Source organism: Desulfovibrio sp. (assembly GCF_018379785.1).
Taxonomy (GTDB): Bacteria; Desulfobacterota; Desulfovibrionia; order Desulfovibrionales; family Desulfovibrionaceae; genus Desulfovibrio.
Genome location: NZ_JAGZUV010000050.1, coordinates 1 through 25700, shown reverse-complemented (window position 1 = coordinate 25700; position 25700 = coordinate 1). Strand labels below are relative to the sequence as shown.

General features: G+C 63.0%; 27 protein-coding genes, 2 tRNA genes and 1 pseudogene. 9 read left to right on the top strand and 21 right to left on the bottom strand.

The features are described 5' to 3' along the window. Positions 1-19: 19 nt before the first annotated feature. Together KH208_RS11045 and KH208_RS11040 are read right to left on the bottom strand one after the other, a co-directional pair. Entirely contained in the window at positions 20-481 is a 462-nt protein-coding gene (locus tag KH208_RS11045) for a tripartite tricarboxylate transporter TctB family protein (RefSeq protein WP_291436272.1), read from the bottom strand. Between the two features lie 83 nt (positions 482-564). Then, on the bottom strand, positions 565-1512 hold the full coding sequence (locus KH208_RS11040) for a tripartite tricarboxylate transporter substrate binding protein (RefSeq protein ID WP_291436270.1): 948 nt from the start codon (positions 1510-1512) through the stop codon (positions 565-567). Between the two features lie 216 nt (positions 1513-1728). Between KH208_RS11040 and KH208_RS11035 the strand changes: the two genes are divergently transcribed. Continuing rightward, complete coding sequence (locus tag KH208_RS11035) at positions 1729-3636, top strand: sigma 54-interacting transcriptional regulator (protein ID WP_291436267.1); 1908 nt, start codon at positions 1729-1731, stop codon at positions 3634-3636. A gap of 71 nt (positions 3637-3707) precedes the next feature. Here the strand turns inward: KH208_RS11035 and gmhB are convergent, their stop codons facing one another. Further along, positions 3708-4271 (bottom strand): D-glycero-beta-D-manno-heptose 1,7-bisphosphate 7-phosphatase, encoded by a 564-nt coding sequence (gene gmhB / locus KH208_RS11030; protein WP_291436265.1) that lies wholly within the window; start codon positions 4269-4271, stop codon positions 3708-3710. A 55-nt stretch (positions 4272-4326) separates the two neighbouring features. Then, entirely contained in the window at positions 4327-4827 is a 501-nt protein-coding gene (locus tag KH208_RS11025; protein ID WP_291436264.1) for a cupin domain-containing protein, read from the bottom strand. A 315-nt stretch (positions 4828-5142) separates the two neighbouring features. Between KH208_RS11025 and KH208_RS11020 the strand changes: the two genes are divergently transcribed. The 3 genes from KH208_RS11020 (at position 5143) to KH208_RS11010 (ending at position 7354) form a co-directional block, all read left to right on the top strand. Further along, on the top strand, positions 5143-5550 hold the full coding sequence (locus KH208_RS11020) for a cupin domain-containing protein (RefSeq protein WP_291436263.1): 408 nt from the start codon (positions 5143-5145) through the stop codon (positions 5548-5550). Between the two features lie 45 nt (positions 5551-5595). Beyond that, the gene (locus tag KH208_RS11015; protein WP_291436262.1) at positions 5596-6135 is read left to right on the top strand and encodes a flavodoxin family protein; all 540 of its coding nucleotides are present in this window, start codon (positions 5596-5598) and stop codon (positions 6133-6135) included. Between the two features lie 277 nt (positions 6136-6412). After that, a complete protein-coding gene (locus KH208_RS11010; protein ID WP_291436261.1) occupies positions 6413-7354 on the top strand; it encodes a DMT family transporter in 942 nt (313 codons plus the stop codon). 83 nt (positions 7355-7437) lie between these two features. On the opposite strand, the gene KH208_RS11005 is transcribed toward KH208_RS11010, so the two are convergent. The 3 genes from KH208_RS11005 to KH208_RS10995 form a co-directional block, all read right to left on the bottom strand. After that, entirely contained in the window at positions 7438-8358 is a 921-nt protein-coding gene (locus tag KH208_RS11005) for a DUF2333 family protein (protein ID WP_291436260.1), read from the bottom strand. A gap of 200 nt (positions 8359-8558) precedes the next feature. Beyond that, positions 8559-8635 (bottom strand) — tRNA-Pro (locus KH208_RS11000). Positions 8636-8679: 44 nt separating this feature from the next. After that, positions 8680-8755: transfer RNA gene (locus KH208_RS10995), tRNA-His, on the bottom strand. A 156-nt stretch (positions 8756-8911) separates the two neighbouring features. Here KH208_RS10995 and murA point away from each other — a divergent pair. Then, on the top strand, positions 8912-10162 hold the full coding sequence (murA, locus tag KH208_RS10990; protein WP_291436259.1) for a UDP-N-acetylglucosamine 1-carboxyvinyltransferase: 1251 nt from the start codon (positions 8912-8914) through the stop codon (positions 10160-10162). Between the two features lie 73 nt (positions 10163-10235). Beyond that, entirely contained in the window at positions 10236-10925 is a 690-nt protein-coding gene (locus tag KH208_RS10985; protein ID WP_291436258.1) for a BON domain-containing protein, read from the top strand. A 169-nt stretch (positions 10926-11094) separates the two neighbouring features. On the opposite strand, the gene KH208_RS10980 is transcribed toward KH208_RS10985, so the two are convergent. Genes KH208_RS10980 through KH208_RS10965 form a run of 4 tightly spaced genes read right to left on the bottom strand, consistent with a single transcriptional unit; the run spans position 11095 to position 13855 of the window. Beyond that, a complete protein-coding gene (locus KH208_RS10980) occupies positions 11095-11616 on the bottom strand; it encodes a translation initiation factor 2 (protein WP_291436257.1) in 522 nt (173 codons plus the stop codon). A 7-nt stretch (positions 11617-11623) separates the two neighbouring features. Continuing rightward, the gene (locus tag KH208_RS10975; RefSeq protein ID WP_291436256.1) at positions 11624-12127 is read right to left on the bottom strand and encodes a cob(I)yrinic acid a,c-diamide adenosyltransferase; all 504 of its coding nucleotides are present in this window, start codon (positions 12125-12127) and stop codon (positions 11624-11626) included. Then, a complete protein-coding gene (gene amrS / locus KH208_RS10970) occupies positions 12124-13128 on the bottom strand; it encodes an AmmeMemoRadiSam system radical SAM enzyme (protein WP_291436254.1) in 1005 nt (334 codons plus the stop codon). The genes KH208_RS10975 and amrS overlap by 4 nt, the downstream gene beginning before the upstream one ends. Before the next feature lies 1 nt (position 13129). After that, positions 13130-13855: a hypothetical protein gene (locus KH208_RS10965; RefSeq protein WP_291436252.1), complete on the bottom strand. Its 726-nt coding sequence runs from the start codon at positions 13853-13855 to the stop codon at positions 13130-13132. Positions 13856-14063: 208 nt separating this feature from the next. Between KH208_RS10965 and purM the strand changes: the two genes are divergently transcribed. The 3 genes from purM (at position 14064) to KH208_RS10950 (ending at position 16777) form a co-directional block, all read left to right on the top strand. Beyond that, positions 14064-15116, top strand: coding sequence for a phosphoribosylformylglycinamidine cyclo-ligase (gene purM, locus KH208_RS10960; protein ID WP_291436250.1), 1053 nt, complete (start codon positions 14064-14066; stop codon positions 15114-15116). A gap of 50 nt (positions 15117-15166) precedes the next feature. Then, entirely contained in the window at positions 15167-15622 is a 456-nt protein-coding gene (locus KH208_RS10955) for a YccF domain-containing protein (protein WP_291436248.1), read from the top strand. A gap of 393 nt (positions 15623-16015) precedes the next feature. After that, a complete protein-coding gene (locus tag KH208_RS10950) occupies positions 16016-16777 on the top strand; it encodes a GntR family transcriptional regulator (protein WP_291436246.1) in 762 nt (253 codons plus the stop codon). Positions 16778-16929: 152 nt separating this feature from the next. On the opposite strand, the gene KH208_RS10945 is transcribed toward KH208_RS10950, so the two are convergent. The 10 genes and pseudogenes from KH208_RS10945 to KH208_RS10900 all read right to left on the bottom strand — a co-directional run. Next, complete coding sequence (locus tag KH208_RS10945; protein WP_291436244.1) at positions 16930-18816, bottom strand: TRAP transporter fused permease subunit; 1887 nt, start codon at positions 18814-18816, stop codon at positions 16930-16932. Between the two features lie 73 nt (positions 18817-18889). Further along, a complete protein-coding gene (locus KH208_RS10940) occupies positions 18890-19891 on the bottom strand; it encodes a TAXI family TRAP transporter solute-binding subunit (RefSeq protein WP_291436243.1) in 1002 nt (333 codons plus the stop codon). A 195-nt stretch (positions 19892-20086) separates the two neighbouring features. Next, positions 20087-21241 (bottom strand): mandelate racemase/muconate lactonizing enzyme family protein, encoded by a 1155-nt coding sequence (locus tag KH208_RS10935; protein ID WP_291436242.1) that lies wholly within the window; start codon positions 21239-21241, stop codon positions 20087-20089. Between the two features lie 381 nt (positions 21242-21622). After that, complete coding sequence (locus KH208_RS10930) at positions 21623-22333, bottom strand: DUF134 domain-containing protein (RefSeq protein ID WP_291436240.1); 711 nt, start codon at positions 22331-22333, stop codon at positions 21623-21625. Positions 22334-22464: 131 nt separating this feature from the next. Continuing rightward, positions 22465-22836, bottom strand: a complete 372-nt coding sequence (locus tag KH208_RS10925) for a response regulator receiver protein (protein WP_291436239.1) — start codon at positions 22834-22836, stop codon at positions 22465-22467. Positions 22837-22846: 10 nt separating this feature from the next. Beyond that, positions 22847-23227 carry a NifB/NifX family molybdenum-iron cluster-binding protein gene (locus KH208_RS10920; RefSeq protein WP_291436237.1) on the bottom strand — a complete coding sequence of 127 codons (381 nt, stop codon included), beginning with the start codon at positions 23225-23227 and terminating at the stop codon, positions 22847-22849. A 4-nt stretch (positions 23228-23231) separates the two neighbouring features. Beyond that, complete coding sequence (locus tag KH208_RS10915) at positions 23232-24143, bottom strand: ATP-binding protein (RefSeq protein WP_291436235.1); 912 nt, start codon at positions 24141-24143, stop codon at positions 23232-23234. Further along, positions 24136-25023 (bottom strand): ATP-binding protein, encoded by an 888-nt coding sequence (locus KH208_RS10910; RefSeq protein WP_291436234.1) that lies wholly within the window; start codon positions 25021-25023, stop codon positions 24136-24138. The genes KH208_RS10915 and KH208_RS10910 overlap by 8 nt, the downstream gene beginning before the upstream one ends. 1 nt (position 25024) lies before the next feature. Then, entirely contained in the window at positions 25025-25381 is a 357-nt protein-coding gene (locus KH208_RS10905; protein ID WP_291436232.1) for a NifB/NifX family molybdenum-iron cluster-binding protein, read from the bottom strand. A 237-nt stretch (positions 25382-25618) separates the two neighbouring features. Next, positions 25619-25700: pseudogene (locus KH208_RS10900) on the bottom strand (IS5/IS1182 family transposase); the annotation flags it as partial.

Below are 25700 nucleotides of genomic sequence, written 5' to 3'. Positions count from 1 at the left end.
CCTCTTGGTATGCTTGGGATCAGAACAGATACGTCGTGGGCAGATATATTTTGAAGACCTTAAAAAAGGCCTCAATGACGCCAGTAACAATGCCCGCGTAAAGCAGGTTTTTCAGCAAGACTGCGCGCTCGGTGCCGCCGCCCAGAAAACAGGGCATGATGCAAAGATAGATAAAGGTGCTGATGATAAAGCCAAACCAAGCGATGCCGGCCACATAAGCCACAGCCAGCGCAATCGGCGCCACCGCGTGCCGCAGCTGTGGGAAGGCGTTACCCTCCGAAGACGCCGGTTTTCGAGTGTGCCACAGGCGTAGCAGAGCCCCGAGGCAGGATGCGGCCAGTAGAAAACCGATGATACGCGGATAGCCGATAGCGCCCAGATAGTCTTTTTGCAACAAAAAAGCCGGTTCCGTGGCCCCGAGTGCACAACAGAGGCCGAACAGGGCGAACAACGCGAGCAGAAGGGATTCAAAACATTTCATCCGTTTTTCCTGTGGGAGTGCCTGGGCGGCGAGGGAGGGAGCCCGCCGCCCAGGCTGGAAAAGCGGCGAACGCCGCCACATCCTTACTTGACGATGAATTTCACGATGTTGCTGGTGGTCTTCTCATCTTCTACAAAGGCCTTGGCCCAGTCTGCGGCATCCAGAAAACGGCCTTGGGCTGTCTGCTGCGCGGCGAAGGCTTGAAATTCATCGCTGTCCACAGCCTGCTGCAGAGCGTGGGCCAAAATCTTTCTAACTTCCTCAGAGGTACCGCGGGGAGCGAAAATACCGTTGCGCAGTATCAATGTATTTTTCAACCCCAGATCGGCGGCATATTGGGGCGCTTTAATGCCGGGCAGCTTGTCATCGCCCATGACCAGCAGCACCCGCTGTTCACCGGCCATAACGAAGCGAGCCATGTCAGCATTAGGGGCCGTACGCATATCCACGCGCCCGCCCATCAGGGCGGTCACTGCCTCATTGGCACCGTCAAAAGGCATAATCTCCACCTTATCCTGAATACCGGTACGAACCAGCACGTCCAGTAGGGCCAGATGCGCCACGCCGCCTAAACCCGGAATAGCAATGCGATACTTACCAGGTTCTTTTTTCACAGCCTCAATGAACTCCGAAATGGTCCTGAAGTGCGAATCAAGATTGACCACCAGGGAATTAGACATCTCAAGGGCTTGGCCGACCATCTCGAAATCGTGCCAGCTCATGGGAATTTGCCCTAAGGCCTTCATGGTCACGAAGGCCGAATGATGCAGCAGCAGAGTATAACCGTCGGGTTTGGCCCGCATGACATTACGCAGGCCTTCCAACGTATTGGCACCTGGGATGTTAATCACGATGACCGGCTGGGACAGCAGCTTTTTCGCCTGGATGACTTCCGCCAGCTTACGGGCGGTCAGGTCGCTCTGCCCGCCAGCCTTGTACGGAACGATCAGACGGATTTCCTTGTCAGGATATGCCGCCAAGGCCGCCGGAGCGTGACTCTCGATCAGGAACAGACACAGAATACAGGCCATGAACGTGCCTATACGTGTACTCATGACAACAACTCCAAAGGTAGATGATACGAAGGAACAGCCTCTGCCGCTTCAGAATATTCTTGGTAAAGCAAAAGGCATACCAAAATAAATAGGTAATATTTCAAGGTGATTGAAATATTTTTCAGCCCTATCTTTGTTGCATGCAACCAAAACAAGCACTATATGCAACTATGCAACACAAAGGAGACCGTTATGCCTGACCCCACGCCGCGCATTCTTTTCGCCGCCCCCGACGAAAACCTGATCCAAGCCTTTTATAAGGCCGTTCCCAAAGACGAGCATAACGTCCTGGCCCTGAACGTCCTGGATCAGCCCGCCGCCACTGTAGTAGAATACGCCAGAACATCCTCCATTGAAGTGATCATCAGCCGGGGCGGCGTGGCGCAATTCCTATGCGAGGCCCAGAAGGGCGACCCCGATCCCATCCCTATCGTCCAGATCCAGGTGACGTCGTTCGACATCATTGACGCCGTGCGTGAGGCGCAGAAAATTTCGCATAACATGGCCTTCATCGCCTACCCCAACATGCTGGAAGGCGTTAAAAAGATCATGGATCTTTTTGATCTGGATCTGCGTTTCGTCGCCCGTTCCTCACCGTGGGATTGTCTGGAAGCCATTTTCACCGCCCTGGAATACAAGGCAAAAGTGATTGTGGGAGACGCACGGGTGGTGAAAATGTGCCGGGAAAACAACATCCCCTGTATCCCGCTCAACTCTGGCGAGGAAAGCCTACGTCAGGCATGCAGCGCAGCCCGGCGGCTCATTGAAGCACGCGACGACTCTCGGCGGGAAACGCGCCGTATGGCGGCCATTCTGGATCAGCTGGATCTGGGGCTGATGGCCTTGGACCGCGAGGGTCGCGTACTTTACAGCAACGTGCTGGCGGACAGCGTGGCCGGCGTAGGCAAAAAGCAGCTTCTGGGACTCGACATACAACAGATTCCCCTTTTCCAAGGCCATGTCGCACCTTCCTTCTTTATGGGGAGCATGAGTAGAGCCATGGTCACCCACGACGAAGACAAACGAGAATACGTGGCCTGCTGGAAAAAAACTGAATCCGAAACATTCGGCATCGGCGGAGTCATCACCCTGAGCGTCCGGCCGGAGGGGCCGATCCGCCCCCAAGCGGATCGCAGCAATGGAGGAGACCGGGGACATGCTTCCCGCTTTTCTTTTGACGACATTGTGGGCACAAGCCAAGCGCTGCAAAAAGCCAAGGCCAAGGCCCGCAAATACGCTCAAGCCGATGCCGCCGTACTTTTGCTGGGCCAGACCGGGGTAGGCAAGGAATTATTCGCCCATGCCATTCACAACGCCAGCCCTCGCCGGAATGAACCCTTTGTAGCCGTCAATTTGGCGGCCCTGCCGCCTACTCTGATGGAAAGCGAAATCTTCGGCTATGTACGCGGCGCGTTCACCGATGCCCGGCGCGGCGGCAAGCAGGGCGTCTTTGAATACGCGGGCAAGGGCACCGTCTTTCTGGACGAAATAGGGGAAATTCCCCTGGAAATGCAGAGCCGCCTGCTGCGCGTGCTCCAAGATGGGGAATTCATGCGTCTGGGCGATGACAGAATCGTCAAGGCCAACTGCCGGATCATCGCGGCCACTAACAAGGTACTGGAAGATGCCGTGCGCCGGGGCTCTTTTCGTGAAGATCTCTATTACCGGCTGAATGTTCTGCGCCTGGATATTCCCAACCTGAACCAGCGCCGTGAAGACGTTCGGGATCTCGCCCAGACTTTTCTAAAAAAATTCTGCGTCAAATACGGCAAAATTCCGGGCAGGATCGCGGCCAGGACTATGAAGTTTTTGCAGGAATGGGAATGGAGCGGCAATATCCGCGAATTGCAAGCCATCATTGAGCGGCAGGTGGTGCTCAGTGAGGAACGTCGCGTCCATCTGGATGAAGCCGAGCTGCGTGACATCTTGAAAGAAAGGGTTCACGCCGTTCAGGCAGGTGCCCGATCCCGTCGCCTGCTCAGCGATGAGGCCATTCGGCTGGCTATAGAAGAGCAGGGAAATATCCATGCGGCGGCGGCCGCTCTGGGTATACATCGCACCACACTCTGGCGGCGGCTGAAAAAAAGCGGCCAAGCCTGAACGCGGAACGGATACAGAACTCTGGTTCCCTGTTACATGAATTTCCCGCGCGGAAAGAGATCGTCGTTGTGTTAGGGTTCCTGCGCCAGAATATGCGCGCAGGCGGCGGGCAGGTCCGGCAGCACAGGCACTTGCGGCGCTATCGCCCGCGCCTCCGCCGCCTCACGCTCCCCCCAGCCCGTGCGCAGCAGCACGGCCCGGCACCCGGCGGCCAGTCCGGCCTGGACATCGCGCAGCCGATCGCCGACCATCCAGGAGGCCGCCAGATCAATAGCCAGATCGCGGGCGGCGCGCAGCAGAAGGCCGGGCGCGGGTTTGCGGCAGTCGCACGGACCGGTGATCTCCGGCAGATGCGGGCAGGAATACCAGGCGTCCGGAGCCGCGCCCAAAGGAGCCAGTCGGGCATCGACCCAGCTCTCCAGGGCGCGCAGCTCCGCCGGGCCGAACATGCCCCGCGCGATGCCCGACTGATTGCTGGCGACCACCAGCAGCCACCCGGCGGCCTTGAAACGGGCCAGGGCTTCGGGCACGCCGGGCAGCCAGCGCCAGTCTTCCGCGCGGTGCACGTAGCCCGTATCCAGATTGAGGGTGCCGTCACGGTCCAGAAAGACCGCGCGACGCAGTGCAATGCTCATGCGCCCATGCTACCCGCCCGGCGGGGCCGGGTAAAGCCTGCCGGGAAAGCCGTTTCTATTTGCTCACAGGACGATTGTACTCCGCATCGCTGACCTTTTCATGCCACACGGCGTTTTTGCCGTCCTTCACGCCGGTGAGCGCCATGTGGGTCATGGCGACATGGGGCGCGGCGCCGTGCCAGTGGCGCACATTCGGGGAACAGCGTACCACGTCTCCGGCCCGGATTTCCACAACCTTGCCGTCTGCCGTGCCGGTCAGCCCCACGCCGGAAGTCACCACCAGGGTCTGCCCGGCGGGGTGTTCGTGCCAGGCCGAGCGCGCGCCCGGCTCAAAGGTGACATAGGCTCCAGACACATTGGCGGCCTCGTTGGCCGGGAACAGGGGATCAACGCGCACCGTGCCCGTGAACCAGGCTTCCGGTCCCTTGGCCGAGGCCTGCGTCCCGGCGCGAACGACGCTCTGCCCGGCCTCGGACGCGGTGTCGGCGGCCCGCGCCGCGCCCACGGACGCCCCGGCCAGCGCAAGGACGAAAAAAACGACGGCAATACGTTTCATGAGAATACTCCTTTGCAGCGGATTCCGGGAAAAGCTCCCTTTTCGGCAATACTAGCCGCCGGGCGGGCGGGACGGAATATCCGATCCTCGCAAAAAACTGCCTGATCCTTTCGGCGGCGCGAAGCCCCACATCGGCAAGCAATAGTCATGGTTCTTTCCTCCGGCTGCCGGGAGCCTTGCGATGTCCCGGACATGGCACAAAGCAAAATCCGCGATGCCAGAGAGAATCAGGCAAAAAATAAAGAGAATCGTCTCTAGGCCGCTCCGGGGGAACAGCCTAAAAAAACAAGAAACGATCTTGCAAGGAGCATGTCCATGACAAAGCACAGCATTCTCCGCAACGGCACGCAGCCCTCAATCAAGGGGCCGGAGGCCTGGTTCACGGGCACGGTGCGCATTGATCCGCTCTTCCCTTCCCACGGCTCCGCACGGGCAGCCGCCGCATCCGTCACGTTTGAGCCGGGCGCGCGCACCGCCTGGCATACCCACCCGCTGGGCCAGGCCCTGATCATCATCTCGGGCATGGGCCTGGTGCAGAGCGAGGGCGGCCCCATTGAAGAGGTGCGCCCAGGCGACACGGTCTGGTTTCCGCCGCACGTCCGGCACTGGCACGGGGCCGCGCCGCACACGTCCATGACGCATATTGCCGTGGCCGAGGAAGAAAACGGCACGGCCGTGGATTGGCGGGAAAAAGTCACCGACGCGCAGTACGCCGGGCAATAGGGCCGCTCCCCCGGCCCGCTGAAATTCAGCAAGGAGAACATAGCCATGAACAAGACCATTCTGGTGCTGGCCGCCAGCCCGAGAAAAGGCGGCAATTCCGATCTGCTCTGCGAACAGTTCGCCCAGGGCGCACGCGAAGCGGGGCATACGGTGGAGACTGTCTTTGTACGCGACAAGGTCATCAACTACTGTCTGGGGTGTGAAACCTGTCTGTCCAATGGCGGCAAGTGCGTGCACAAGGACGACATGGCGGAAATCCTGGCGAAAATGCTTGCCGCCGACGTTATTGTCCTAGCCACGCCTGTATATTTCTACGCCATGGACGCGCAGTTGAAGGCCCTCATCGACAGGTCCGTGGCGCGCTATACTGAAATTACAGGCAAGGATTTTTATTTTATCGTGACCGCCGCCGACAAAGACCGGAGCATGGTGGATCGCGCCGTGGAAAATCTGCGTGCCTACACCGCCTGTCTGAGCGATGCGCATGAAAAAGGCGTGGTCCACGGCCTGGGAGCCTGGAAAAAGGGCGAAATCTCCGGCAGCCCGGCCATGCGCGAAGCTCGGGACATGGGCCGCGCCGTCTAGGAGTTGGCCCTCATTAACGCGCCTGCCGCAAAGCTGTCTTTTCCGTGCGGCGGCGTTGCAAAGCGAAAATTGGCTTCACGGTATTTCAATGCGGCTTTGCCCAATTTCCGTTTTGCACCATGCCGCAGGAAAAGCCTTGCCACATTGCCGGATTCGAGCCACCTTGGCGCGACGGAGGCCGACCCCGTCGCTTCCATGCAATCGCAGACTGTTGTACCCCGTCCCTGCCCGGAGCGCCCATCGTCCGGCACGGCCCTTGAATCCCGGAGAGTCGGGCATGCCGCTTGGAACACAATTGAAGGGCCTTCTTCTGGCCCTGACCACCGCGCTTTTCTGGGGCACGCTGCCCATTGCGCTCAAGCAGGTGGTGACCACAGTAGACCCTATGACCATTGTCTGGCTGCGCTTCAGCACCGGCGCGCTCTGGCTGTGGCTCTGGCTGCCCCGCGGGGACGCCCGCCGCCCCCGGTTCAGCGTGTACGAAAGGCGTATTATTCTGCTGCTGGGCATCGCGGCCGCCGGGCTGGGCGGCAATTTCGTGCTGTTCAACGCCTCTGTGGCCTATCTGAGCGCGTCCGCCACCCAGATCATCGCCCAGGCCGGGCCCATGCTCCTGATGCTGGGCAGCGTCGTGGTGCTGCGGGAGCCGTTGCGCCGCATCCAGGTCAGCGGGATCGTTGTCCTGTTTCTCGGATTCGGGCTCTTCTTCAACGAACGCCTGGCTGACCTCCTCCGCTTCCGGGAGGGCTACGGGCTCGGCCTGGCGCTCGGCCTCACGGCCGCCGTGGTCTGGGCCGTTTACGGCGTGACCCAGAAAATTCTGCTGCGTGAAATGGCCCCGCCCAGGATCATGCGGGTGCTCTACACCGTCTGCGCGCTGGCCCTGGCCCCCTTTGCCGCGCCGGGGAGCCTCCTGCGCCTGGACGCGCTCCAGATTGTCTGCCTGGCCTACTGCTGCCTGAACACCCTGGTGGCCTACGGGGCGTTCAGCCGGGCCATGGCCTGCTGGCATACGGCCAAGGTCAGCGCGGTCATCACCCTGACGCCCCTGTTCACCCTGGTTTTCGCCAAGCTCTTCCATCTGCTCGGACCGGCCTTTTTTCCGGCCGACCCGCTGAACTGGCTGAGCTACGGCGGCGCGCTGGTGGTGGTCTGCGGAGCCGGGCTCATTGCCGTGGGCCCGCTGCTGCATCCCCTGGCCTTGTTCCACCACCGTTGAACCCCACGACGAAAAGCACAGGGCGCGCAAATCATCGCCGGGATGATCTGCGCGCCCTGTTTGCGTCAGGCAATGGCAGTGCGTCAGATGCGGATGCTGTCGCGGATGTCTTCCAGGCGGGCCTTGGCGAACATCAGATAGGACAGGATCAGCTCGCCGGAGTTGAAGGACGAGGTGATGTAGAGCGGGTCATAGGTGCAGATGCGGTTCAGGCAGTCCATGGCGGCGGCCATGTTGCCCTCGTTGTTCTTGGCCCGGATCTCGGGATACAGAACATACAGGGTATTGATGAAGTCCCGCAGCACCAGCGCGATGCCCTGTACTTCGTAGATGCGGTTGTCCAGCTCATAGAAAGGCATGTTCTGGGCGTTTTCCAGCAGGCCCAGGGCATAGCCCAGCATGTTCTCGCCCGTGACCGTGACAAAGGAGGCGTACAGATCGTCGGTGCGGCAATTGTAGACGCCCGTGCCTTTGTCCAGCGAGTCTTTGTACTGTTCCAGCAGCTTGAGGCCCTTTTTGTAGGAGCCCTCGGCCGAGGGGAACATGAAGCTGCGCGGATCCATGGCAAAACTGTTGATGCGCGCCTTGTAGAGGAATTCGCTTTCGCGGTCGCTGGAGCCCAGCTTGGCAATCTGGCTGGAATAGAGATCCAGCAGGAATTTTGTGGCGTGGTATACGCCGTACTGGCGGTAGGCCCGGTTATCCAGCACGAAACGGTTGAAGATGATGTCGTTGAAGCTCCAGCCGAAGGGGGAGTTCAGTTCGTAGCGCAGTTGATGAGTAATGGCGTCCAGCAGGATTTTGCCTTTTTCATTGTCGGAGAGCTGGTCGGCATTCTCCGGCACGGCCACGGGGTCCGGGAAGGTGGTGGTGTCCACCATGGCATAAACGCGCTGCAGGCCCCAGACCACAACCAGAATGCCCACCAGAAGGCAGGCCTGCACGGCCAGGGTTTTCAGCACAACGCGCATTTTCAACACAGTGGGAAGTTCAGGCAGCTTCATGAAAAAAATCCTCGCTTGAGAGACGGTGACGTGCGCCGCTCCGGCTGAACGGCATCGCCTTATCATATAGGACATATCGGCCCATGCGGAAGGGGTAGGGCTGAAAAAAACTCGGCACGGCACCTGAAAATCCGGCTTCCGCGCCGGACGCATCACGACAAAAGGGCCTATCCGCAACGGATAAGCCCTTTCGGCAAATCTGGTCGGAGCGAAAGGATTTGAACCTTCGACCCCCTGCTCCCAAAGCAGGTGCGCTACCAAGCTGCGCCACGCTCCGAATGAAAACCCCGCGTCGTGGCAAACGGACGCGGGGCAAATGTATGGGGCGAAAGATGGGACTTGAACCCACGGCCACCTGGGCCACAACCAGGTGCTCTACCAACTGAGCTACTTCCGCCACAGGGAGATTTCTATACGCGGAGACCGACCGTTTGGCAAGCAATTTTTCCAACGGGCGACTCTGGATTTTCTTTAGAAAAAAATCTACGCTGACAATGTTTCCTCGTCACGGACGGCCCCGGCATTGCCCGTCCCAACAGCCCTCTGGAGAATTATGGACAAGCTGGTCATTGAAGGCGGCGTGCCGCTCACCGGCAGCATCGACGTCAGCGGTTCCAAAAACGCCGCCCTGCCTATTCTGTTCGCTTCCATCCTGCTGAGCGAGCCGGTCACATACACCAATGTGCCGGATCTGCGGGACATCCACACCACGCTCAAGCTGCTGGACATGCTGGGTTGCCCCTGTTCCTATCAGGATCAGCGGGTTCAGGTGACGCCGGGCGATCTGCGGCCCGAAGCCCCTTACGACCTGGTGCGCACCATGCGGGCCTCGGTGCTCTGTCTGGGGCCGCTGCTGGCGCGCATCGGCCAGGCCCGCGTGGCCCTGCCCGGCGGCTGCGCCATCGGTGCGCGCCCCGTGGACCAGCACCTCAAGGGCCTGGAGCAGATGGGCGCGCGCTTCGAACTGGAAGAAGGCTACATCATCGGCCGCTGCCGCAAGCTCAAGGGCGCGCACATCACCTTTGACCTGCCCACGGTGGGCGGCACGGAAAATCTGCTCATGGCCGCCGTCCTGGCCGAAGGCGAAAGCATTCTGGAAAACGCGGCCCGCGAACCGGAAGTGGTGGATCTGGCCAACTTTTTGCTGGCCTGCGGCGCGCGCATCGAGGGCCAGGGCACGAGCTGCCTCCGCGTGCGGGGCGTAAGCAGCCTGCACGGCGCGGAATACGCCGTCATGGCCGACCGCATCGAGGCGGGCACTTTTCTGGTGGCCGCGGGCATCACCGGCGGCGAACTGCTGCTGCGCCACTGTCCCTTTGCCGAGCTGGAGGCGGTGATCCTCAAACTCCAGAGCATGGGCATGGACATCACGGCCACGCCCGACGGCGTGCTGGCGAAGTGCGGCTGTCCCCTGCGCGGCGCGGACATCACCACCCAGCCCTACCCCGGCTTTCCCACGGACATGCAGGCCCAGATCATGTCCCTGATGTGTCTGGCCGACGGCGCCAGCGTGGTGGAGGAAAGCATTTTCGAAAACCGTTTCATGCACGTGCTGGAGCTGATGCGCATGGGCGCGCAGATCAAGGTTTCCGGGCACACGGCCATGGTGCGCGGAGTGAGCCGCCTGACCGGCGCGCCGGTCATGGCCTCGGACCTGCGGGCCAGCGCGTCCCTGGTGCTGGCCGGTCTGGCCGCGCGCGGCGTTACCGAGGTGCGGCGCATCTACCATCTGGATCGCGGCTACGAGCGTATTGAAAACAAACTCAACGCCGTGGGCGCGCGCATCCGCCGCGAAGCCGAGTAAGCTCGATTCCGGACAGGATCTTGAATACATTTGCCCGGCACAGGAAATAAGCCGCACCCGGAGGAGGAACACTATGCGACGTCTGGCCTTTGTTCTGCTGCTGGCCGCCCTGGCGGCCCTCAACGGCTGCGCCTACAGCGCCTACGGCCTGTATGACGACCAGCGGCTCATGGATACCATCACCGACGACAAAACCCTGGCTACCAGCATCAAGACCGCGCTGATGGACGAAAACTTCAGCGGCGGCTGGTCCATTGCCGTCTATTCCTACTACGGCAACGTCTTCCTGGTGGGCGAAGTGCCCCAGAACATGCAGGGCAAGGCCTTGGCCATCGCCCGCCGCTACAAGCCGCGCTCCGTGACGCCGCACTGGTTCTCTCCGGCCAAGAGCGACACCAGCAACTTCGCCCTGGCCGCCTCGCTGCGCACCGACCTGATCGGGGCCAAAGGCCTGTCCTCCACCCGCATCGACACGGAAGTCAATGCCGGGCGCGTGGTTCTGCTGGGCGTGGTCAAGGACGACGAGGAAAAACAGATCGCCATCCGCACCGCGCGCAAGGTCAAGGGCGTGACCTCGGTGACCAGCTATCTGATGCTGCCCCAGCGGCCGGGAAAAACCCCCGCGGAAGCGGGCAAAAAGGCGGATCAGGAAGGCGTGGGCGAGCGGGACCTGCCCCCGGCCCGGACTCCGGCCCAACAGCCCGCCCAGAGTGCGCCTCCGGCGCAACCCAAGGCCGCGCCGTCCCAACCGGTGAACATATAAGCCCTGAACAACGCCGATACGTGGAGGGGACGCGGTTATGGCGCGTCCCCTTTTCATTGCGGTTTCAAAAACGGAGCTCCAAGAGGGCCGCGCCCCCTTGGCCGCCGAAGGGCGTCACCGTGTTCGGCGTCAGAGCAGTTCAACGTTTGAAATGCTCTGACTACAGAAATCAGCCCTTCCGCAACGCCCCGCCCAGGCGACGCACGGCGGCGTCCGGTTCGGCATCCAGCCTGGCCCAGGCCGCAGCGGCATGGGCCAGCACCCGCCCGACCAGGTCCAGGGCGTCCTCCGCGCCGTCCACCCAGATGCTGACCGCGCCGTGCAACATGAGTCCCGGCCCTTCCAGCGGGCCACGGATGCCCAGCACCGGCACCCCGGCTCCGGCGGCCAAACCCACTTCCACTCCGGCATCCTGACCTGACGCGCCGTAATAGATCACCAGGTCCGCCGTAAGGCAGGCATTGCGGCAAAACGCATAAACCTGGCCGCCGTCCCGGTCCGTATCCATCCAGATGCGGCGCTCCGCCGGGGTCAGGCCCGGCGGGGGCACGGCCTTTTCAGTCCAGTCCAGCATACGGCAGCCCAGGGCGCGCAGTTCACGGCCCAGCAGGCGAACGCCGTGCTTGTGTTTGAAGGAACCGGCCACGTAAATGGTCAACGGGGCTTCGGAAGCAAATTCAGGCAAAGGCATGCAAACCTCAGAATTCAATGCCGGGCGCGGCTTTGACGCCCACCCGCCAGGGATGTTTGATCTCGCCCATCTCCGTGACCAGATCCGCCTCCCGCACGACCCAGCCCGGCGCGTTGCGGCCGGAGAGCACCAGATGGCAGCCCGCAACGCGGGTTTCGGCCATGAGCGCCTCCACTTCCTGCCGGGTCAGGATGCCCGCGTCCAGGGCGTAGAGGCATTCGTCCAGAATGAGCATATCGGCCTCCGGCACGCGCGCGCGCGCCCAGGCCAGCACGCGCAGAGCGGCGGCCCGATGGGCGGGGCGGTCCTCTTCACGGCGCAGAAAGCCTTCCCCTCCGGCCAGAAAACGCGGGCCCAGCCATTGCGCCAGCATGCGCTGCTCCCCGGCCTGGCCGTCCCGCTTCATGAACTGGCCGAAGGCCACGGTCATGTTCCGCCCCAACGCGCGCACGGCCTGGCCCACGCAGGCGCTGGTCTTGCCCTTGCCCTTGCCGGTATAGACCAAAATCACTTCCAGACTCCGGGCAGAGCAGCCTTGCAGGAAGGGCATTGCCCCGGCGCGCCCGATTGCCGCGTCTGCCAGCCCCGGCGCTCAATGGCCGGCGCGCCGCAAGCCGGACAAAAGGTAGTGCCGCCCAACGCGCTGGCCACATTGCCGATGTACACGAAATGCAGGTCCGCTTCCCGGCCGATGCGCCAGGCGTCCTCCAGCCGGGCCGGCGGCGTGGAAGGATGCCCGGCCATGCGATAAGCCCCGTGAAAGGCCGAGAGATGCCAGGGCGTATCCGGACCCAGTTCGTCATGCACAAAGGCGGCCATATCCCGTAGTTCGGCTTCGCTGTCGTTACATCCCGGAATGACCAGGGTAGTCACTTCCAGCCACCAGCCCAGCGCCTTGATGGCCTTCAAATTGTCCAGGACGGGCTGAAGGCGGCCGCCGCAGTACTCGCGGTAAAAATCGTCGCTGAAGGATTTCAGATCCACATTGACGGCATTGACCCGGCGGCGCAGGGGCAGCAGAAAGTCCTCGGCCATAAAGCCGTTGCTGACCAGAATGACCCGCATGCCCATGGCCTGGGCCAGCCCGGCGGTTTCATAGACCTGCTCGAAAAAGACCGTGGGCTCGTTGTAGGTAAAGGCCATGCTGCGCGCGCCGTGCTTTTCCGCCAGCCGCACCAGGGCGTCCGGCGTGACGCGCTTGCCGGGCACCATGCCGTTGGCCGGTATGCGCGCTATCTGGTAATTCTGGCAGAAACGGCAACGGAAGTTGCAGCCCGCGCTGCCCACGGAAAAGGTTTTGCTGCCCGGCAGGAAATGGTAGAGAGGCTTTTTTTCCACCGGGTCCATCTGGGCGCTGGTGACCACGTCCCCCACCAGGGAAACCATTTCCCCGCCCAGGTTGACCCGCACGCCGCACAGCCCCTTGCCGCCTTTTTTCAGGCGACAGGCATGCGCGCACAAGCGGCATTGCACCTCCCCGCCGGACAGGGGCTCCCAGAGCATGGCGCGCATCTCAGCGCCCTCCGGCGCCGCGTCCCGGCAGTCCGGCTCCGCCCATGCCTCCCGGTCCCCCCAGTCCCGTGGACGGCGCGATGTTATTGCGCGGCGCCGGCAGATAGCCCGGCGCGTGCGGCCAGGGCCGCGTATTGGACGGCGGCCGCCAGCCCGGCGGCATATGTCCCTGGGGCGGCGCCGTGCCCTGCCAGCCCGGTTGCTGCCAGGGCGGAACAGGCGAGGGCCGGGGGGGCGTGGGATGAGGCCACGGTCCCGGATGCGGGCCGGGATTGGGGTGCGGACGCGGCGGCGGGCCGGGAGGATATGGCGGATACGGCGGCTGCGGCCCGGGTCCCGGCGGATAGGGCCGATTGTCGCCGGGGTAGATCTGCGGGGCCACGATGATCGGCGTGTTCTGTTCCGGCTGGGGCTGGCGGGGCGCGATGACCGAGGTGATGATGTCCCCGGTTTCAGGGTCCCGCCAGGTTCCGGCAAAACCGTTATACCCCGCGCTGTCGTTGGTGGAATTGTATACGTCGCCGTTGTGCACGGTGGAATTGTTGTATTCGTTGTGCACGGACGGATTTTGCGGCGCGGGCGCGGGAGCAACCGCTTCCCCGTTGCGGGACGCGCTGTCCGCCCTCCCGGCGTTGCCCGCATCGGGCGAACCCATAGCCCGGACCGGCACGCCCGGCCAGAGGCAGAACGCGAGCCAGAGAAGCAGAACTATATGATGACTACGCATAAGACTTTCCCGTTTTGTCCAACTAGAATAGTTACCCGCCTTCCCGCAGCTCGCGGCAAGGAGTTGCGGACAAATCCTTCGGAGCGGTTGACGCATAAAAGGCGTTGACTCTCCTATACCAGCGGCGGGCGGCCCGGTCCATGAAAAAAGAGACTTGGGCTTCAGAGAAAAATTTGCTATTCAATGGAGATTAAAGGAGGCGAACAGCATGTCCAGCGAGCGCGCGAAAGCCTATACCCAGGCCGGCGTCAACATTGAGGCGGGCAACGCCCTGGTCGGACGCATCAAGCATTTGGTGGCGAGCACCCAGATCAGAGGCGTCATTTCCGACATCGGCGGTTTCGGCGGTCTGTTCCGCCCGGACCTCAGCGGCATGAGCGAACCGGTGCTGGTCTCCTCCACCGACGGCGTGGGCACCAAGCTCAAGCTGGCTTTCACCTTCAACAAGCATGACAGCGTGGGCATCGACCTGGTGGCCATGAGCGTCAACGACATTCTGGTTCAGGGAGCGACTCCCTTGTTTTTCCTGGATTATTTCGCCACCGGCAAGCTGGACGTGGACACGGCGGAAACCGTGGTCAGCGGCGTGGCCGAAGGTTGCCGCCAGGCCGGTTGCGCCCTGCTGGGCGGCGAAACCGCCGAAATGCCCGACATGTACGCGCCCGGTGAATACGACCTGGCCGGTTTCTGCGTGGGCCTGGTGGACAACGCCAAGCTCATTGACGGTTCGGGCATTCAGGTGGGCGACGTCCTTGTGGGCGTGGCTTCCTCCGGCCTGCATTCCAACGGTTTTTCCCTGGCGCGCAAGGTTCTGGCCCGGAGCGGCCTGAAGCCGGACGACGCCTTTCCCGGCGCGGACGGCGCCAGCGTGCGCGACGTGCTGCTGACGCCCACCACCATCTATGTGGAGGCCGTGCGGCCCCTGCTGCGCGACATGAACGTCAAGGGCATGGCCCATATCACCGGCGGCGGTTTTTACGACAATATCCCGCGCGTGCTGCCCTCCCAGGTGGAAGCCCGGATCAATTTCGGCAGTTGGCAGCTGCCGCCCGTCTTCCACTGGCTCAAGGACGCGGGCCAGCTCTCTTGGCCGGAGATCCTCCAGATTTTCAACGGCGGCATCGGCTATGTCCTGGTATTGCCCGCCGAACAGGCCGAGGAAGCCATCAACCGCATCCAGGCCTTCAATCTGCGGGCCTGGCGCATCGGCGAGATCGCCCGGCGCGCCCAGGACGGCGAGCAGGTTGTGGTCAATTTTTAGAGTAGCTCACACTTGAACCGCTCTAAAACACAGGTCAGGAGGACACGGCCATGAGTTGCCTGGGCAATGTGATCTGGTTTTTGCTGGGCGGCATCTGGATGGGCCTGACCTGGTGGTTTTTCGGCGTGCTCTGTTTTCTCTCCATTGTGGGCATTCCCTGGGGGCGGGCCTGTTTTGTGATCGGCGAATTCGCCTTCTTTCCTTTCGGGAAGATGCCGGTATCGCGCGACGTGCTCACCGGCCGGCCGGACATCGGCACCGGCCCCTTCGGCACAGTGGGCAATATTATCTGGCTGTTGCTGGCGGGCATCTGGATCGCCATGCAGCACCTTATCTGGGCCCTTTTCTGCGCCGTCACCATTATCGGCATCCCCTTTGCCTGGCAGCACGTCAAACTGGCGGCCCTGGCCCTCTGCCCCATCGGCAAGACCATTGTGCCCGTGGCGGTGGCCGAGGCGGCGGAACGGGCGGCCGCCGAGGAGCGGGTACGGACCTCCCGTTCCTAGGTTCAGCCCTCATTAAAACGCCGTCCGCGAAAAACCGAATTTTTTCGGGCGGCAAGGCGCAAAGGAGAAATCGGAGCCTGTCCGGAGAAATCGCTGTCGCTATCCGTAAGCCGCTTTGCGGCAACGGCTACCGCATTGAACATACCGCGAGGTCAATTTCTTTTTTGCAACGCAGCCGCCTTTTTTCGAACGGCGTTTTAATGAGGGCTGCGCCTGAACCTGTCGCACTTGGGATTTTCGCAAAACATCCGGCCAGGCCAGGCTGCGGAAGTCTCGCGGGTGTCGGCCCACGCCGCGCCCGGCGCGGCTTCAGAGCGTTTCAAGATTGAAATGCTCTTATTCCCGTTCTCCCACCGGCCGCATGTGTGACAACGGCATTGGCAAAGGAACGTCATGATCGAGCAGAACCGGCAGCCCTTTCCCCTCTTTTCCGAACCGCCGCAGTTCCGTCGCCCTGGTCCGCCCCTCTACGCCCAGTTGGCGGACGTGCTGCGCCAGCAGATCGAAACCGGCGTGCTGCCTCTGGGCATAAAGCTGCCCAATCTGCTCCGGATGGCCGAGATTTTCGGCGTGGCCCGGGTCACCGCGCGTCAGGCCGTGCAACTTCTGGTCATGGAGGGCCTGCTTACCGCCCGCCAGGGACGGGGCATCCATGTGGCGCGCCAATTGCCCGCCCGGCCCTATGAAAATATGCGCACCTCCTGGAAGGCCATGGTCAAGCGCATCGAAGGGGCCAGCGTGGAGCTGCTCGACGCGGCCGACGTGGACGACTGCCCTCTGCTGGCGGCCTGGGAGCTGCCTTCCGCGCCCGCCTATCATTATATGCGGCGCGTGCATATCAAGGACGGCGTGCGCTTCGCCTACATCGAACTTTATCTGGACAGGATCATTTACGACCAGGCCCCGGAACGCTTCAACGCCACCACGGTGATCCCGGTCATGGACGAACTCAGGGTCAACGTGTCCAAGGCCCGGCAGGAGCTGACCATCGGCGGCGCCTCGCCGGAAGTTGCGCAGCATCTGGGCATTGCCTGCGGCGCGCCCGTGGCCCTGGTGCGGCGCTATGCCTGCGACGACTCGGGCAAAGCCATTTACGCCGCCCTGGTAGTGCATCCCGGCGACAGGGTGCGCTTCGACATTGATCTGGTGCGTTGAACGCGAAGAACGCCCCATACGAGAGAAGCCCGCCGGTATCCGCACCAGCGGGCTTCTCTCGTATGGGGAAGGATTATAGGGCATACCGGCGCTACAGAAAATTCCGCTTTCCGACGCGCGGGAAAGCAAAAGGGCCGCAGCGCCGATATGCCTCAGGCCGTCCGCAGGGCGACGGAGGGCCGGCCCCTGACCTGGCGGAGCCATTGCGCGGCCAGCAGGGCCACAACGCCCAGGGTGACCAGCACGCAGACCGGCGGAGCCAGATGCGCGCCCCAGATGGTCAGCCAGAAGCTGGCCAGCATAACCACGGCGGAGAGGGTGTAATCGCGCGCGGTAAAGGGCCGGGCCATGGCTCCGTACAGCAGGGCGTCCAGGCTGGTCAGTCCGGTCAGGATGCAGACCAGAGAGCACGCTGCCCAGGCGGCATTGCTGAAATCAAAGGAAAACAGCGGATTGTAGATGATCAGAAAAGGCAGGATGAAGCCGCTCAGCGAAAGGCGGAAGCCGTGTACGCTGGTGAGCGCGTAATTGCCGCCCGAAATGCCCGTGGCCGCCAGGGAGGCCAGGCCCACCGGCGGCGTCACCGCCGCGATGATGGAGAAGTAAAAGCAGAACATATGGGCCCGCAGCAGGTCCACGCCCATGGGCGTCAATGTGGGAATGATAATGATGGCGCACAGGGCGTAGGCCGCGGCGGGCGGCACGGCACAGCCCAGAATCAGGGCCACGACCATGGTGACCAGCAGGGCGATGAACAACTGCCCCCCGGCCAGAATATGGATGAGGCTCGCCAGCTTGCTGCCCAGGCCCGTGGAAATGAGCGTCTGGGCCACCATGCCGATGAGCGCCAGGGAGATGCCGATCTTGGCGCCGGTCACGGCCCCGCTGACCAGGGAGCGGACCAGCTCCCGGCGGCCGGGGCGGGTGTCCTTGATGGCGAAGCCCGTGATCAAGGTGACCACACTGGCCCAGAAGGCCGTATTGGACGGGCTGTAGCGCATGAGCAGCATGGCGAAGATCAGGCCGATGGGCAGTACGAAGACCGGCAGCCGCCGCCGGATCAGGGCCCAGTCCACGTCCATATGCACGATTTGCAGATCCTTGCGCACCGACAGGAACTGCACGCCCACGGCCACGGCGAAATAAAAGAGCACTGCGGGCAGAATGGCGGCCAGCATGACCACGGCGTAGGGCCGGCCGATGAAGGTCGCCATCATGAAAGCCGCGGCTCCCATGACCGGAGGCATGAGCTGGCTGCCCGTGGCCGAGCAGGCCAGGATGCCCCCGGCCTCGTCCACGGAATAGCCGGATTTGTTCATGTACGGCAACACAAAAGGCCCGGTGATCGCCACGTTGGCCACGGGCGCGCCGGAAACCATGCCGATGAGCGAGTTGGAAAACACCCCGGTGAGCCCCGCCCCGCCGCGCAGCCTGCGCCCGAGGATCTTGCCCAGCTCCATGAGCAGGCCTTCCACCTTGAAGATGCCCAGCAGCGCGCCGAACACCACGAACATGAAGACCTGGTCCGCGCTGATGGACATGAACAGCCCGTACAGGCCCGAAAGGCCCACGCTGAGCATGGAAACCACATAGTCAAAGCCGAAGGCCGGATGGTAGAGCGGTCCGCTGAACAAATGGCCGAAGAAAAAATAGGCCACAAAAACCACGGCCACCAGCAGCAGGGGCAGCCCCCAGCACAGCCACGTGCCCAGGGCTGTCGCCAGGATCAGACAGAGCCCGGCCAGCAGCGCCGCCCGGGTGGGGAAGCCCTGGGACATTTCCAGCTCTTCGATATTGCCGTAAACGTAGACGCAGCAGGTCAGGGCCGCCGCCAGGCAAAGATACAGGCCCACGGCCGCGAGACGGCTTTTGGCCTTGATGGCGTAGCTCATGAAGACCATCAGGAAGAGAAAGGCGAAGTGGATGGTCTGGTGTTCCCACTGACTGAAGTAGAGGTATTGCGAGGCCACGGCATGGTAGACCACCATGGCGAGTCCTCCGACGGTCAGAACGGCCTTGGGCAGGGAGACGTTTTTCATGGAGGAACCTCCGGGCGGACGGGTCGGGCGAGCCGGGGCCGTGACGGCGGCTCCGGACAATACGGCGGGAGAATTACAGGATCCCGGCTTCCTGATAGGCGCGCAACGCGCCGGGGTGGATATTCTCCGGGCTGAAGCCCTTGACCAGCCCGGCGCGGCTCATGAGCCCGCCCAGGGCATGATATTTGCCGAAGGCCTCAATGTTTTCGATCATGGCTTTCGCCAGGATGTAGGCGTATTCCTCGGGGAAATCGGGATGGGCGAAAAGGCCGTGCAGGTCCGCGCCGATCCAGATGGGAGCTTCCAGGCCGTCCACGGCCTTGGCCGGAACCTGAATGGGAAAGAGCCGGATGTCCTTGGCGGCGGTTTTTTCCACCGCGTCCCTGGTCCAGTCCAGATGCGTGAGTTCCCGGCCGGAGGCCAGCACTTCCACAGTCTGGGGCGCGGGCGAGAACTTGCCGGACACCGGGTCCATGTAGCCGCCGATGGTGGCCGCGTCCACCTGGCCGTTGACCAGGGCCGTGGCCGCTTCGGAGGTGCCCACGAACTGGATCTTCAGGCTTTTGTAAAAGTCGTCGCCATAGCCGTTGCGCAGCAGGGCGTCGGGTTCATAGCCCCAGATGACCTGGGGAATGCGGCCCATGGCGATGCGCTTGTCCCGGAGGTCGGCCACGCTCTTGATGTCCTTGTCGCCGGTCACCAGCCAGGTGGCCGTATAGGTATAAATGCCGATGAGTTTGAGGGGCGTGCGCTTGGCCGGGAAGGGCTTTTTGCCCTGCTCCGCCAGCCAGTTGATGCCCTGGGAGGCCGTCACCACCGTATTTTGGCGCGCGGCGGCGTCGGCATTGAGTTTGTTGACGTTGTAGGCCTGGCCCGGCGTTTCCGCGTGGGCGATGCTCAGGGGATAATTGCCCTGGTTGACGATGCTCTCCAGAGCGGTGCCCAACACGTAACTGCCGGTGCCGAAGGGCGTGCTGAGCAGATGGATGACCGTTTTTTCGGCCGCGCGGCCCGGAAGAGCGGCACACAGCGCGCCGGCCACAAGACAGGTCAGGATAAGCGTCAGGCGTTTCATGGAGTCTCCTTTCCAAGCATGGAACAAATTAGAGCAGTTTACGCTTGAAATTATCACTTAACGGCGAAGTACATTCGCCTTGCAATAATTTCGCGGTGCGGATTTTCACGGAAAATCCGCACAGAGCGTTGAGATATTTTCAATATCAAACGCTCTAAAGCACGTAACACTTGAAATGTCCTGGCGGGGAAGGCGTCAGCGGCAGCGCGCATGGAAGGTCAGCAGCTTTTCCACCGCGCCCATGTCCGGGGCGACGCCCAGGCCGGGTGCATCACTCAGCAGAAAGCGCCCATCCCTGAGGCGCGGAAAAGGAGCGGCCAGCAGCTCGCGCAGGGGATTGGGGTTGCAGTCCACTTCCAGCAGGCCGTCGCCGCCCACGGCGGCCAGCAGGTGTGCGGAAGCCAGCAGGCCGATGCCGCCGCCGAGATAGTGCGGACAATAGTGCAGTCCGGCGGCCAGGGCCGCGCGCGCCACGCGCAGGCAGCCCGTGAGGCCGCCCCATTTGCAGACGTCCGGCTGGACCACGCGGACGGAGGCGGCGGCAATGGCCCCGTCAAAGGCCGCTTCGCCGCGAATGTTTTCTCCCGCCGCCAGCGTGAATCGGCTGGCGGCGGCCAGAGCGGCCCACTCCGCCGCCGGGCGGTCGCAGGCCAGGGGCTCCTCCACCCAGAGCAAAGGATATCGGCGCAGGCGCGGCAGGGCCTCCAAAGCCTGTTCCAGCGTCCAGGCCTGATTGGCGTCCGCGGCCAGACGCTCGCCGGGCAGCAGGCTGCCCAGGGCCGCGCGGATGTTGGCCTCGTCCTGCTCGCGCCCGAAACCGATCTTGACCTTGAAAGCCCGGTAGCCTTCCTGTCGCGTGCGGGCCACGGTTTCGGCCACGCCGGGATGATTGATGCCGCTGGCATAGGCGGGCATGGCCGTCATGGCCGCGTCGCCCAGCAGCGCGTGCAGCGGAACCCCGGCGCGGCGGGCGGCCAGATCCCAGAGGGCGATATCCAGACAGGCCAGAGCCTGGTCCATGGGGCCGGGTTCGTCGGCCTGAAGTCGCAAAATACGCAGCTTGCGGGCCACCTCGCCCACAAGACCGCCGGGGTCGCGCCAGGATGCGCTCAAGGCCGAAGGCAGAACCGTTTCGGCCAGCAGTCGGCCACGGTGTTCGGCGCCGCAGGAGGGGAAATTGCACCAGGCTTCGCCCCAGCCGCACAGGCCGTCCTCATCCTCCACGCGCAGCAGCACGGCGGGCCTGTCGTGCATGACGCCGAAGGAGGTGCGCACCGGCGCGTCAATGGGCGCGCGGAAAACAAAAACCTCAGCGTGTCGCAGGGGTGCGGTGGCCGGGATCTCCCGCATGGGGCCTCCTTGGCTTGATGTAAAAATTGATATCTAGGTACTAACCATAGTATCAATTTTCTGTCAACAGTCTTTATATATAATTATAAATAATTAGTAAACTATTATTTGATACATGTGCCTGCCGCCCTGCTTTCAGGCGCGCGTATAGAGCATTTCAAAGTTGAAATGCCCTGTACGCGGTCAGGGCCGGAACGCGCCCATGTCATTGACATGGGCCACAAGCCCCGGCAGATCCCGGCCGGACGTGAACGGCCCGGTCTGTTTGCGCAGGCCGGGCCGTAAAAGGAGGGTTGAACAAAAAAACGGGCATCAGAGCATGCGGCACTTGAACCGCTCGTTTCCGGCGAGCAAGGCCCGCCTGCTCATGCGTGAACTGCTCTAATGATGATTGCAGCCGCCCTTGCACAACTGTTCCGTGCCGAAGGGCTGCAATTTGCCCGCGGCAAAGGCCTTCAGGGCATCGCCCACCGTGGCCTGCCCGGCATTGTGATAGACCGTGACGCCCGCGGCCTGCATGGCGCTGAGCGGGCGCATGCCCATGCCCCCGGCCAGCAGGGCGGTGACCCCCTGCCGCGCCAGTTCCTGCACGGGCTGGAGGCAATTGCCGTGCTCATGCCCGCTGTTGGGCAGCACGCGCACATCGCTGACGGCCCCGTTTTCCACGCGGGCCAGGGTATAGACGTCGCAGTGGCCGAAGTGGGCGCTGGGCGCGGCTTCCAGCCCGCCGGGCGCGTCCGAGGGAACGGCCACCAGAATGGATTGACTCATATCTAGAGCTCCTTGCGTTTCAGATGTCTCCACCAGGGCGCAGACGCCGCCTTCAATGCGCAGGGCATGTCCCTCAATGAGGGCCTCGGCCACGCAACGGCGCGCCTTGCGCAGCAGCCTGCCGAAGGTATGCCGCGAAACGCCCATGCGGGCGGCGGCCTCGTCCATGTTCAGATCCTGATAATCGGCCAGGCGCAGGGCTTCCAGTCCGTCCACGGAAAGCCGGCATTCCGCCAGCTCGCTCATGGGCACGCCCCGGGGCTTGAAATAGGTCATCTTGGGCAAGGCGGCCACACGGCGACAGTGGCAGGGTCTGGGCATGGACTTCTCGTGCTGGTGGATAAGAATCAAAATGTAATAAAAAATGAGTAAGGACGGCAGGGAGCTTGTCAAGGCGCGACGGACCGGGAGAAAGACTCCCGGCCCGCGATTCAGGGATACTGAAAGACCGCTCAGACTTCCGCCAGAAGACGGAGCAGGCGGCGGCCATCCTCCGCGCCGGGCGTCAGGGGCAGGCAGTCCAGAATGCCCAGGCCTTCCATGGCCTCGTGAAAGGCCTCGGGGTCCAGAGCGCTGGCAACGGCGGTATGCGTCCGGGCGTCGATCATCAGCAATTGCATCACGCTGCGCCGCACGTCCTCGTCCGGAGCCGGGTCCAGCAGGATCAGTCGCGGCGGATCGGTCCGCAGACGCGCCTTGCAGGCCTCCAGATCCGCCACTTCGCTCAGGCCGCAGCCCCCGGCCCGCAATTCCTCCGTGCAGGCCCGCCAGGCTTCGGGACGGCGGCTCACCAGCACAACATTCATATTCTCCGCGTTGGGCATGACGGTCCGCCTAATGCCGGCCGCCGCCGCAGGTGTGTTCCACGGTGAAGGGCGTCAGCTTTCCTTCGCTGAAAGCCTGCACGGCCGCGCCCACGGTGGGATAATTGCCCGCGAAGTAAACCTGGATGCCCATCTGATTGAAGCCCATGAGCGGGCGCATGCCCATGCCCCCGGCCAGCAGCGCGTTGACTCCGTGCTCGGCCAGATACTGGACGGGCGCCAGGCAACCGCCCTGCTGGTGCGGCAGGGATGGCAGCGTGGAATGCCCGGTCACCGCGCCGTCTTCCAGCTCCACGATGGTGTACAGGTCGCAATGACCGAAATGCATGCCCATGCCGGCATCCAGGCCGCCGGGCTGAACCGAGGGAACGGCCAGAATGGTCTTGCTCATGTCGCTATCCTCTGTGTACAGGGTTAAGGTTTTCGCGCCGTACCGGCATTGCGTCGGCCAGAGCGCGCACGCGCTTCCAGATGGACGCCAGCACGGCGGCAAGGGGCGTATCTTCCTCAGTAAGCGCCCGCCGCCGGATCATGGCGCGGGTCGCCTGGGGATCAAAGGGTATTTCTCCGGTCAGGCTATGGCCCTGCTCGACGGCAAAGCGCCGGATGGCTTCGGCCTCGGCCGGGTTGAGGTCGACCTTGTTGATGACCACGGCCACGGGTATGCGAAAGTGTCGGCAGAGTGCCGCCACCCGCTCGAAATCATGCCGCCCGGAGGGCGTGGGCTCCACCACGGCCACGGCCAGGGACGCGCCCGCCAGTGAGCTGATCACCGGACAGCCCACGCCCGGCGAGCCGTCACAGAGAATCAGCTCCCGCCCCTGCGCGGCGGCCAGCTCGCGGGCCTGCTGCTTGAGCAGGCTGACCAGGCGGCCGGAATTCTCCTGTCCGGGCTCCAGCCGGGCGTGCACAAAGGGGCCGAAACGCGTTTCGCTGATCCGCCAGAGGCCGCAGCGCCGCTCGGGAAAATCAACGGCCCGTGCCGGACAGAGGGCGCGACATACGCCGCAGCCCTCGCAATCCAGGGGGTCGATGACAAAACGTCCGTCCTCGTTGCGGACCGCCCCGAAGCGGCAGAGGTCCGCGCAACGGCCGCATTGGACGCAGAGATCCTGCACGATTTCCGCCGTATGGCCGGAAATGAAAACTTCCTCCCGCTCCACGCGCGGGTCCAGCACAATGTGCAGATCAGGCACGTCCACGTCCAGATCGCAGATGACCGCATTTTCGGCCAGATGGGCAAAGGCCGCGCAGACCGTGGTCTTACCCGTGCCGCCCTTGCCGCTGATGACCACAATCTCACGCATGACGCACCTCCCCGGCCTGCTGGCGCAACGCCGCCCGCAAGCGGCAAAAGCGCTCCCGCCAGGCCTCGGAGTCCAGCACCGGCAAGCGTCCGCGCGCATAGCTCTCGGCGGCGGCGCGCTCAAAAGGCAGCTCGGCCAGAAGAGGCAGCGCCCGCTCCGCGCAGTAGGTGCGCAGCAGCGCGTCCCCGGCCAGGTTGTCCGGCATGCCCGCGCGGTTCATAATCACGGCCAGCGGCTTGCCCAGGCGGCTGAACGCGGCGTGCGCCAGCCGGAAATCATGAAAGCCGAAGGGTGTGGGTTCGGCCACCAGCACGATCATGTCCGCCTGGCGCGCCACGGTCATGGCCGGGCAACTCACGCCCGGAGGCGCATCCAGCAGCACGTCGGCCCCGTCCTGCGCCAGCATGGCGGCCAGGGCATTCTCCAGCCCGCGCAGCAGCGGCGGGGTCATGGCCTCGCCGATCCGGCTGCGGCCCATGAGAAAACGCGCCGTGCCGTCCAGCGCCGTGCCGGACTGCAATGCGCCCAACTCCCGGCGTCCGATGCCCAGCGCCCGGGCTTCGCACACGGCGAAACAGCCGCCGCAGCCGTGGCACATGTCCGGAAAAATCATGATTCCCGCGCCCAGGCGCGCAATGGCCTTGTAGGAGCAGATCTCCCGGCACGCGCCGCAGCTGGTGCAGCGCTCCTTGTCCAGTACGGGCACTTCCAGATAGACGCTTTCCGGGGCCGACAGCTCGGGATGCAGAAAAAGGTGCAGATTGGGCGCTTCCACATCCGCGTCCACGACCAGGCAGGGACCGTCCCAGACCGTGGCCAGGGAAGCCGTGACCGTGGTCTTTCCGGCCCCGCCTTTGCCGCTTGCCATGGCTATACGCATTTCAGGCCTGCTTGTTGGGAGCATCGGCGGCTGTGACGCCGCCTTCCAGATAGCAGCGCACGGCTTCACGCACGCTGCGGCCGTCCAGATCCTGATAGACGGCAATATCCGCCGCCCGCAGGGCCGCAAACGCCTTGGGCCCCACATAGCCGCTCAGCACGGCCCGTATCCCGGCTCCGGCCAGACGTTCGGCGGTTTCAATGCCCGCGCCCTGAGCCAGAATCTGCGAGGCCCCATTGTCCAGGTATTCAGCGGCCATGCTGTCCGTGTCCACCAATACAAACCCGGCGGCTCGGCCGAAGCGGGGGTCCACCATGGAATCCAGGCCCGGACCTTCGCTGGAAACGGCAATTTTCATACAGAGACTCCTTTTCGCGGCACGACATGAGAGCCACGCGATATTGCTCAAATGAGCATAATCTTGCAGCCTGGAATGTCAAGCAGCGAGCAAAAAAATTGCCTGTGTCCTGCCTGCCGCATCCAAGGGATCAACTCTCTTAAAACCGGGAACACTTGCGGGCAAACAAGCGGAGGGATGAAAAGGCGGCTTTGCAGCAGCGCTTTTAATGAGGGCTGAACCTAGGCTCAGGACTCATTAAAGGTAAAAAATGACAATAGCTGCGATGCAAATGGCGGAGAAGAAAGTGTGGGCACACCGATCATAGCGCGTGGCAATT

What these genes read in the sequence shown, in the direction of transcription:
- KH208_RS11045 (WP_291436272.1), bottom strand. Translation starts at nt 481, where the DNA reads ATGAAATGTTTTGAATCCCTTCTGCTCGCGTTGTTCGCCCTGTTCGGC.
- KH208_RS11040 (WP_291436270.1), bottom strand. Translation starts at nt 1,512, where the DNA reads ATGGCCTGTATTCTGTGTCTGTTCCTGATCGAGAGTCACGCTCCGGCG.
- KH208_RS11035 (WP_291436267.1), top strand. Translation starts at nt 1,729, where the DNA reads ATGCCTGACCCCACGCCGCGCATTCTTTTCGCCGCCCCCGACGAAAAC.
- gmhB (WP_291436265.1), bottom strand. Translation starts at nt 4,271, where the DNA reads ATGAGCATTGCACTGCGTCGCGCGGTCTTTCTGGACCGTGACGGCACC.
- KH208_RS11025 (WP_291436264.1), bottom strand. Translation starts at nt 4,827, where the DNA reads ATGAAACGTATTGCCGTCGTTTTTTTCGTCCTTGCGCTGGCCGGGGCG.
- KH208_RS11020 (WP_291436263.1), top strand. Translation starts at nt 5,143, where the DNA reads ATGACAAAGCACAGCATTCTCCGCAACGGCACGCAGCCCTCAATCAAG.
- KH208_RS11015 (WP_291436262.1), top strand. Translation starts at nt 5,596, where the DNA reads ATGAACAAGACCATTCTGGTGCTGGCCGCCAGCCCGAGAAAAGGCGGC.
- KH208_RS11010 (WP_291436261.1), top strand. Translation starts at nt 6,413, where the DNA reads ATGCCGCTTGGAACACAATTGAAGGGCCTTCTTCTGGCCCTGACCACC.
- KH208_RS11005 (WP_291436260.1), bottom strand. Translation starts at nt 8,358, where the DNA reads ATGAAGCTGCCTGAACTTCCCACTGTGTTGAAAATGCGCGTTGTGCTG.
- murA (WP_291436259.1), top strand. Translation starts at nt 8,912, where the DNA reads ATGGACAAGCTGGTCATTGAAGGCGGCGTGCCGCTCACCGGCAGCATC.
- KH208_RS10985 (WP_291436258.1), top strand. Translation starts at nt 10,236, where the DNA reads ATGCGACGTCTGGCCTTTGTTCTGCTGCTGGCCGCCCTGGCGGCCCTC.
- KH208_RS10980 (WP_291436257.1), bottom strand. Translation starts at nt 11,616, where the DNA reads ATGCCTTTGCCTGAATTTGCTTCCGAAGCCCCGTTGACCATTTACGTG.
- amrS (WP_291436254.1), bottom strand. Translation starts at nt 13,128, where the DNA reads ATGCGCGCCATGCTCTGGGAGCCCCTGTCCGGCGGGGAGGTGCAATGC.
- KH208_RS10965 (WP_291436252.1), bottom strand. Translation starts at nt 13,855, where the DNA reads ATGCGTAGTCATCATATAGTTCTGCTTCTCTGGCTCGCGTTCTGCCTC.
- purM (WP_291436250.1), top strand. Translation starts at nt 14,064, where the DNA reads ATGTCCAGCGAGCGCGCGAAAGCCTATACCCAGGCCGGCGTCAACATT.
- KH208_RS10955 (WP_291436248.1), top strand. Translation starts at nt 15,167, where the DNA reads ATGAGTTGCCTGGGCAATGTGATCTGGTTTTTGCTGGGCGGCATCTGG.
- KH208_RS10950 (WP_291436246.1), top strand. Translation starts at nt 16,016, where the DNA reads ATGATCGAGCAGAACCGGCAGCCCTTTCCCCTCTTTTCCGAACCGCCG.
- KH208_RS10945 (WP_291436244.1), bottom strand. Translation starts at nt 18,816, where the DNA reads ATGAAAAACGTCTCCCTGCCCAAGGCCGTTCTGACCGTCGGAGGACTC.
- KH208_RS10940 (WP_291436243.1), bottom strand. Translation starts at nt 19,891, where the DNA reads ATGAAACGCCTGACGCTTATCCTGACCTGTCTTGTGGCCGGCGCGCTG.
- KH208_RS10935 (WP_291436242.1), bottom strand. Translation starts at nt 21,241, where the DNA reads ATGCGGGAGATCCCGGCCACCGCACCCCTGCGACACGCTGAGGTTTTT.
- KH208_RS10930 (WP_291436240.1), bottom strand. Translation starts at nt 22,333, where the DNA reads ATGCCCAGACCCTGCCACTGTCGCCGTGTGGCCGCCTTGCCCAAGATG.
- KH208_RS10925 (WP_291436239.1), bottom strand. Translation starts at nt 22,836, where the DNA reads ATGCCCAACGCGGAGAATATGAATGTTGTGCTGGTGAGCCGCCGTCCC.
- KH208_RS10920 (WP_291436237.1), bottom strand. Translation starts at nt 23,227, where the DNA reads ATGAGCAAGACCATTCTGGCCGTTCCCTCGGTTCAGCCCGGCGGCCTG.
- KH208_RS10915 (WP_291436235.1), bottom strand. Translation starts at nt 24,143, where the DNA reads ATGCGTGAGATTGTGGTCATCAGCGGCAAGGGCGGCACGGGTAAGACC.
- KH208_RS10910 (WP_291436234.1), bottom strand. Translation starts at nt 25,023, where the DNA reads ATGCGTATAGCCATGGCAAGCGGCAAAGGCGGGGCCGGAAAGACCACG.
- KH208_RS10905 (WP_291436232.1), bottom strand. Translation starts at nt 25,381, where the DNA reads ATGAAAATTGCCGTTTCCAGCGAAGGTCCGGGCCTGGATTCCATGGTG.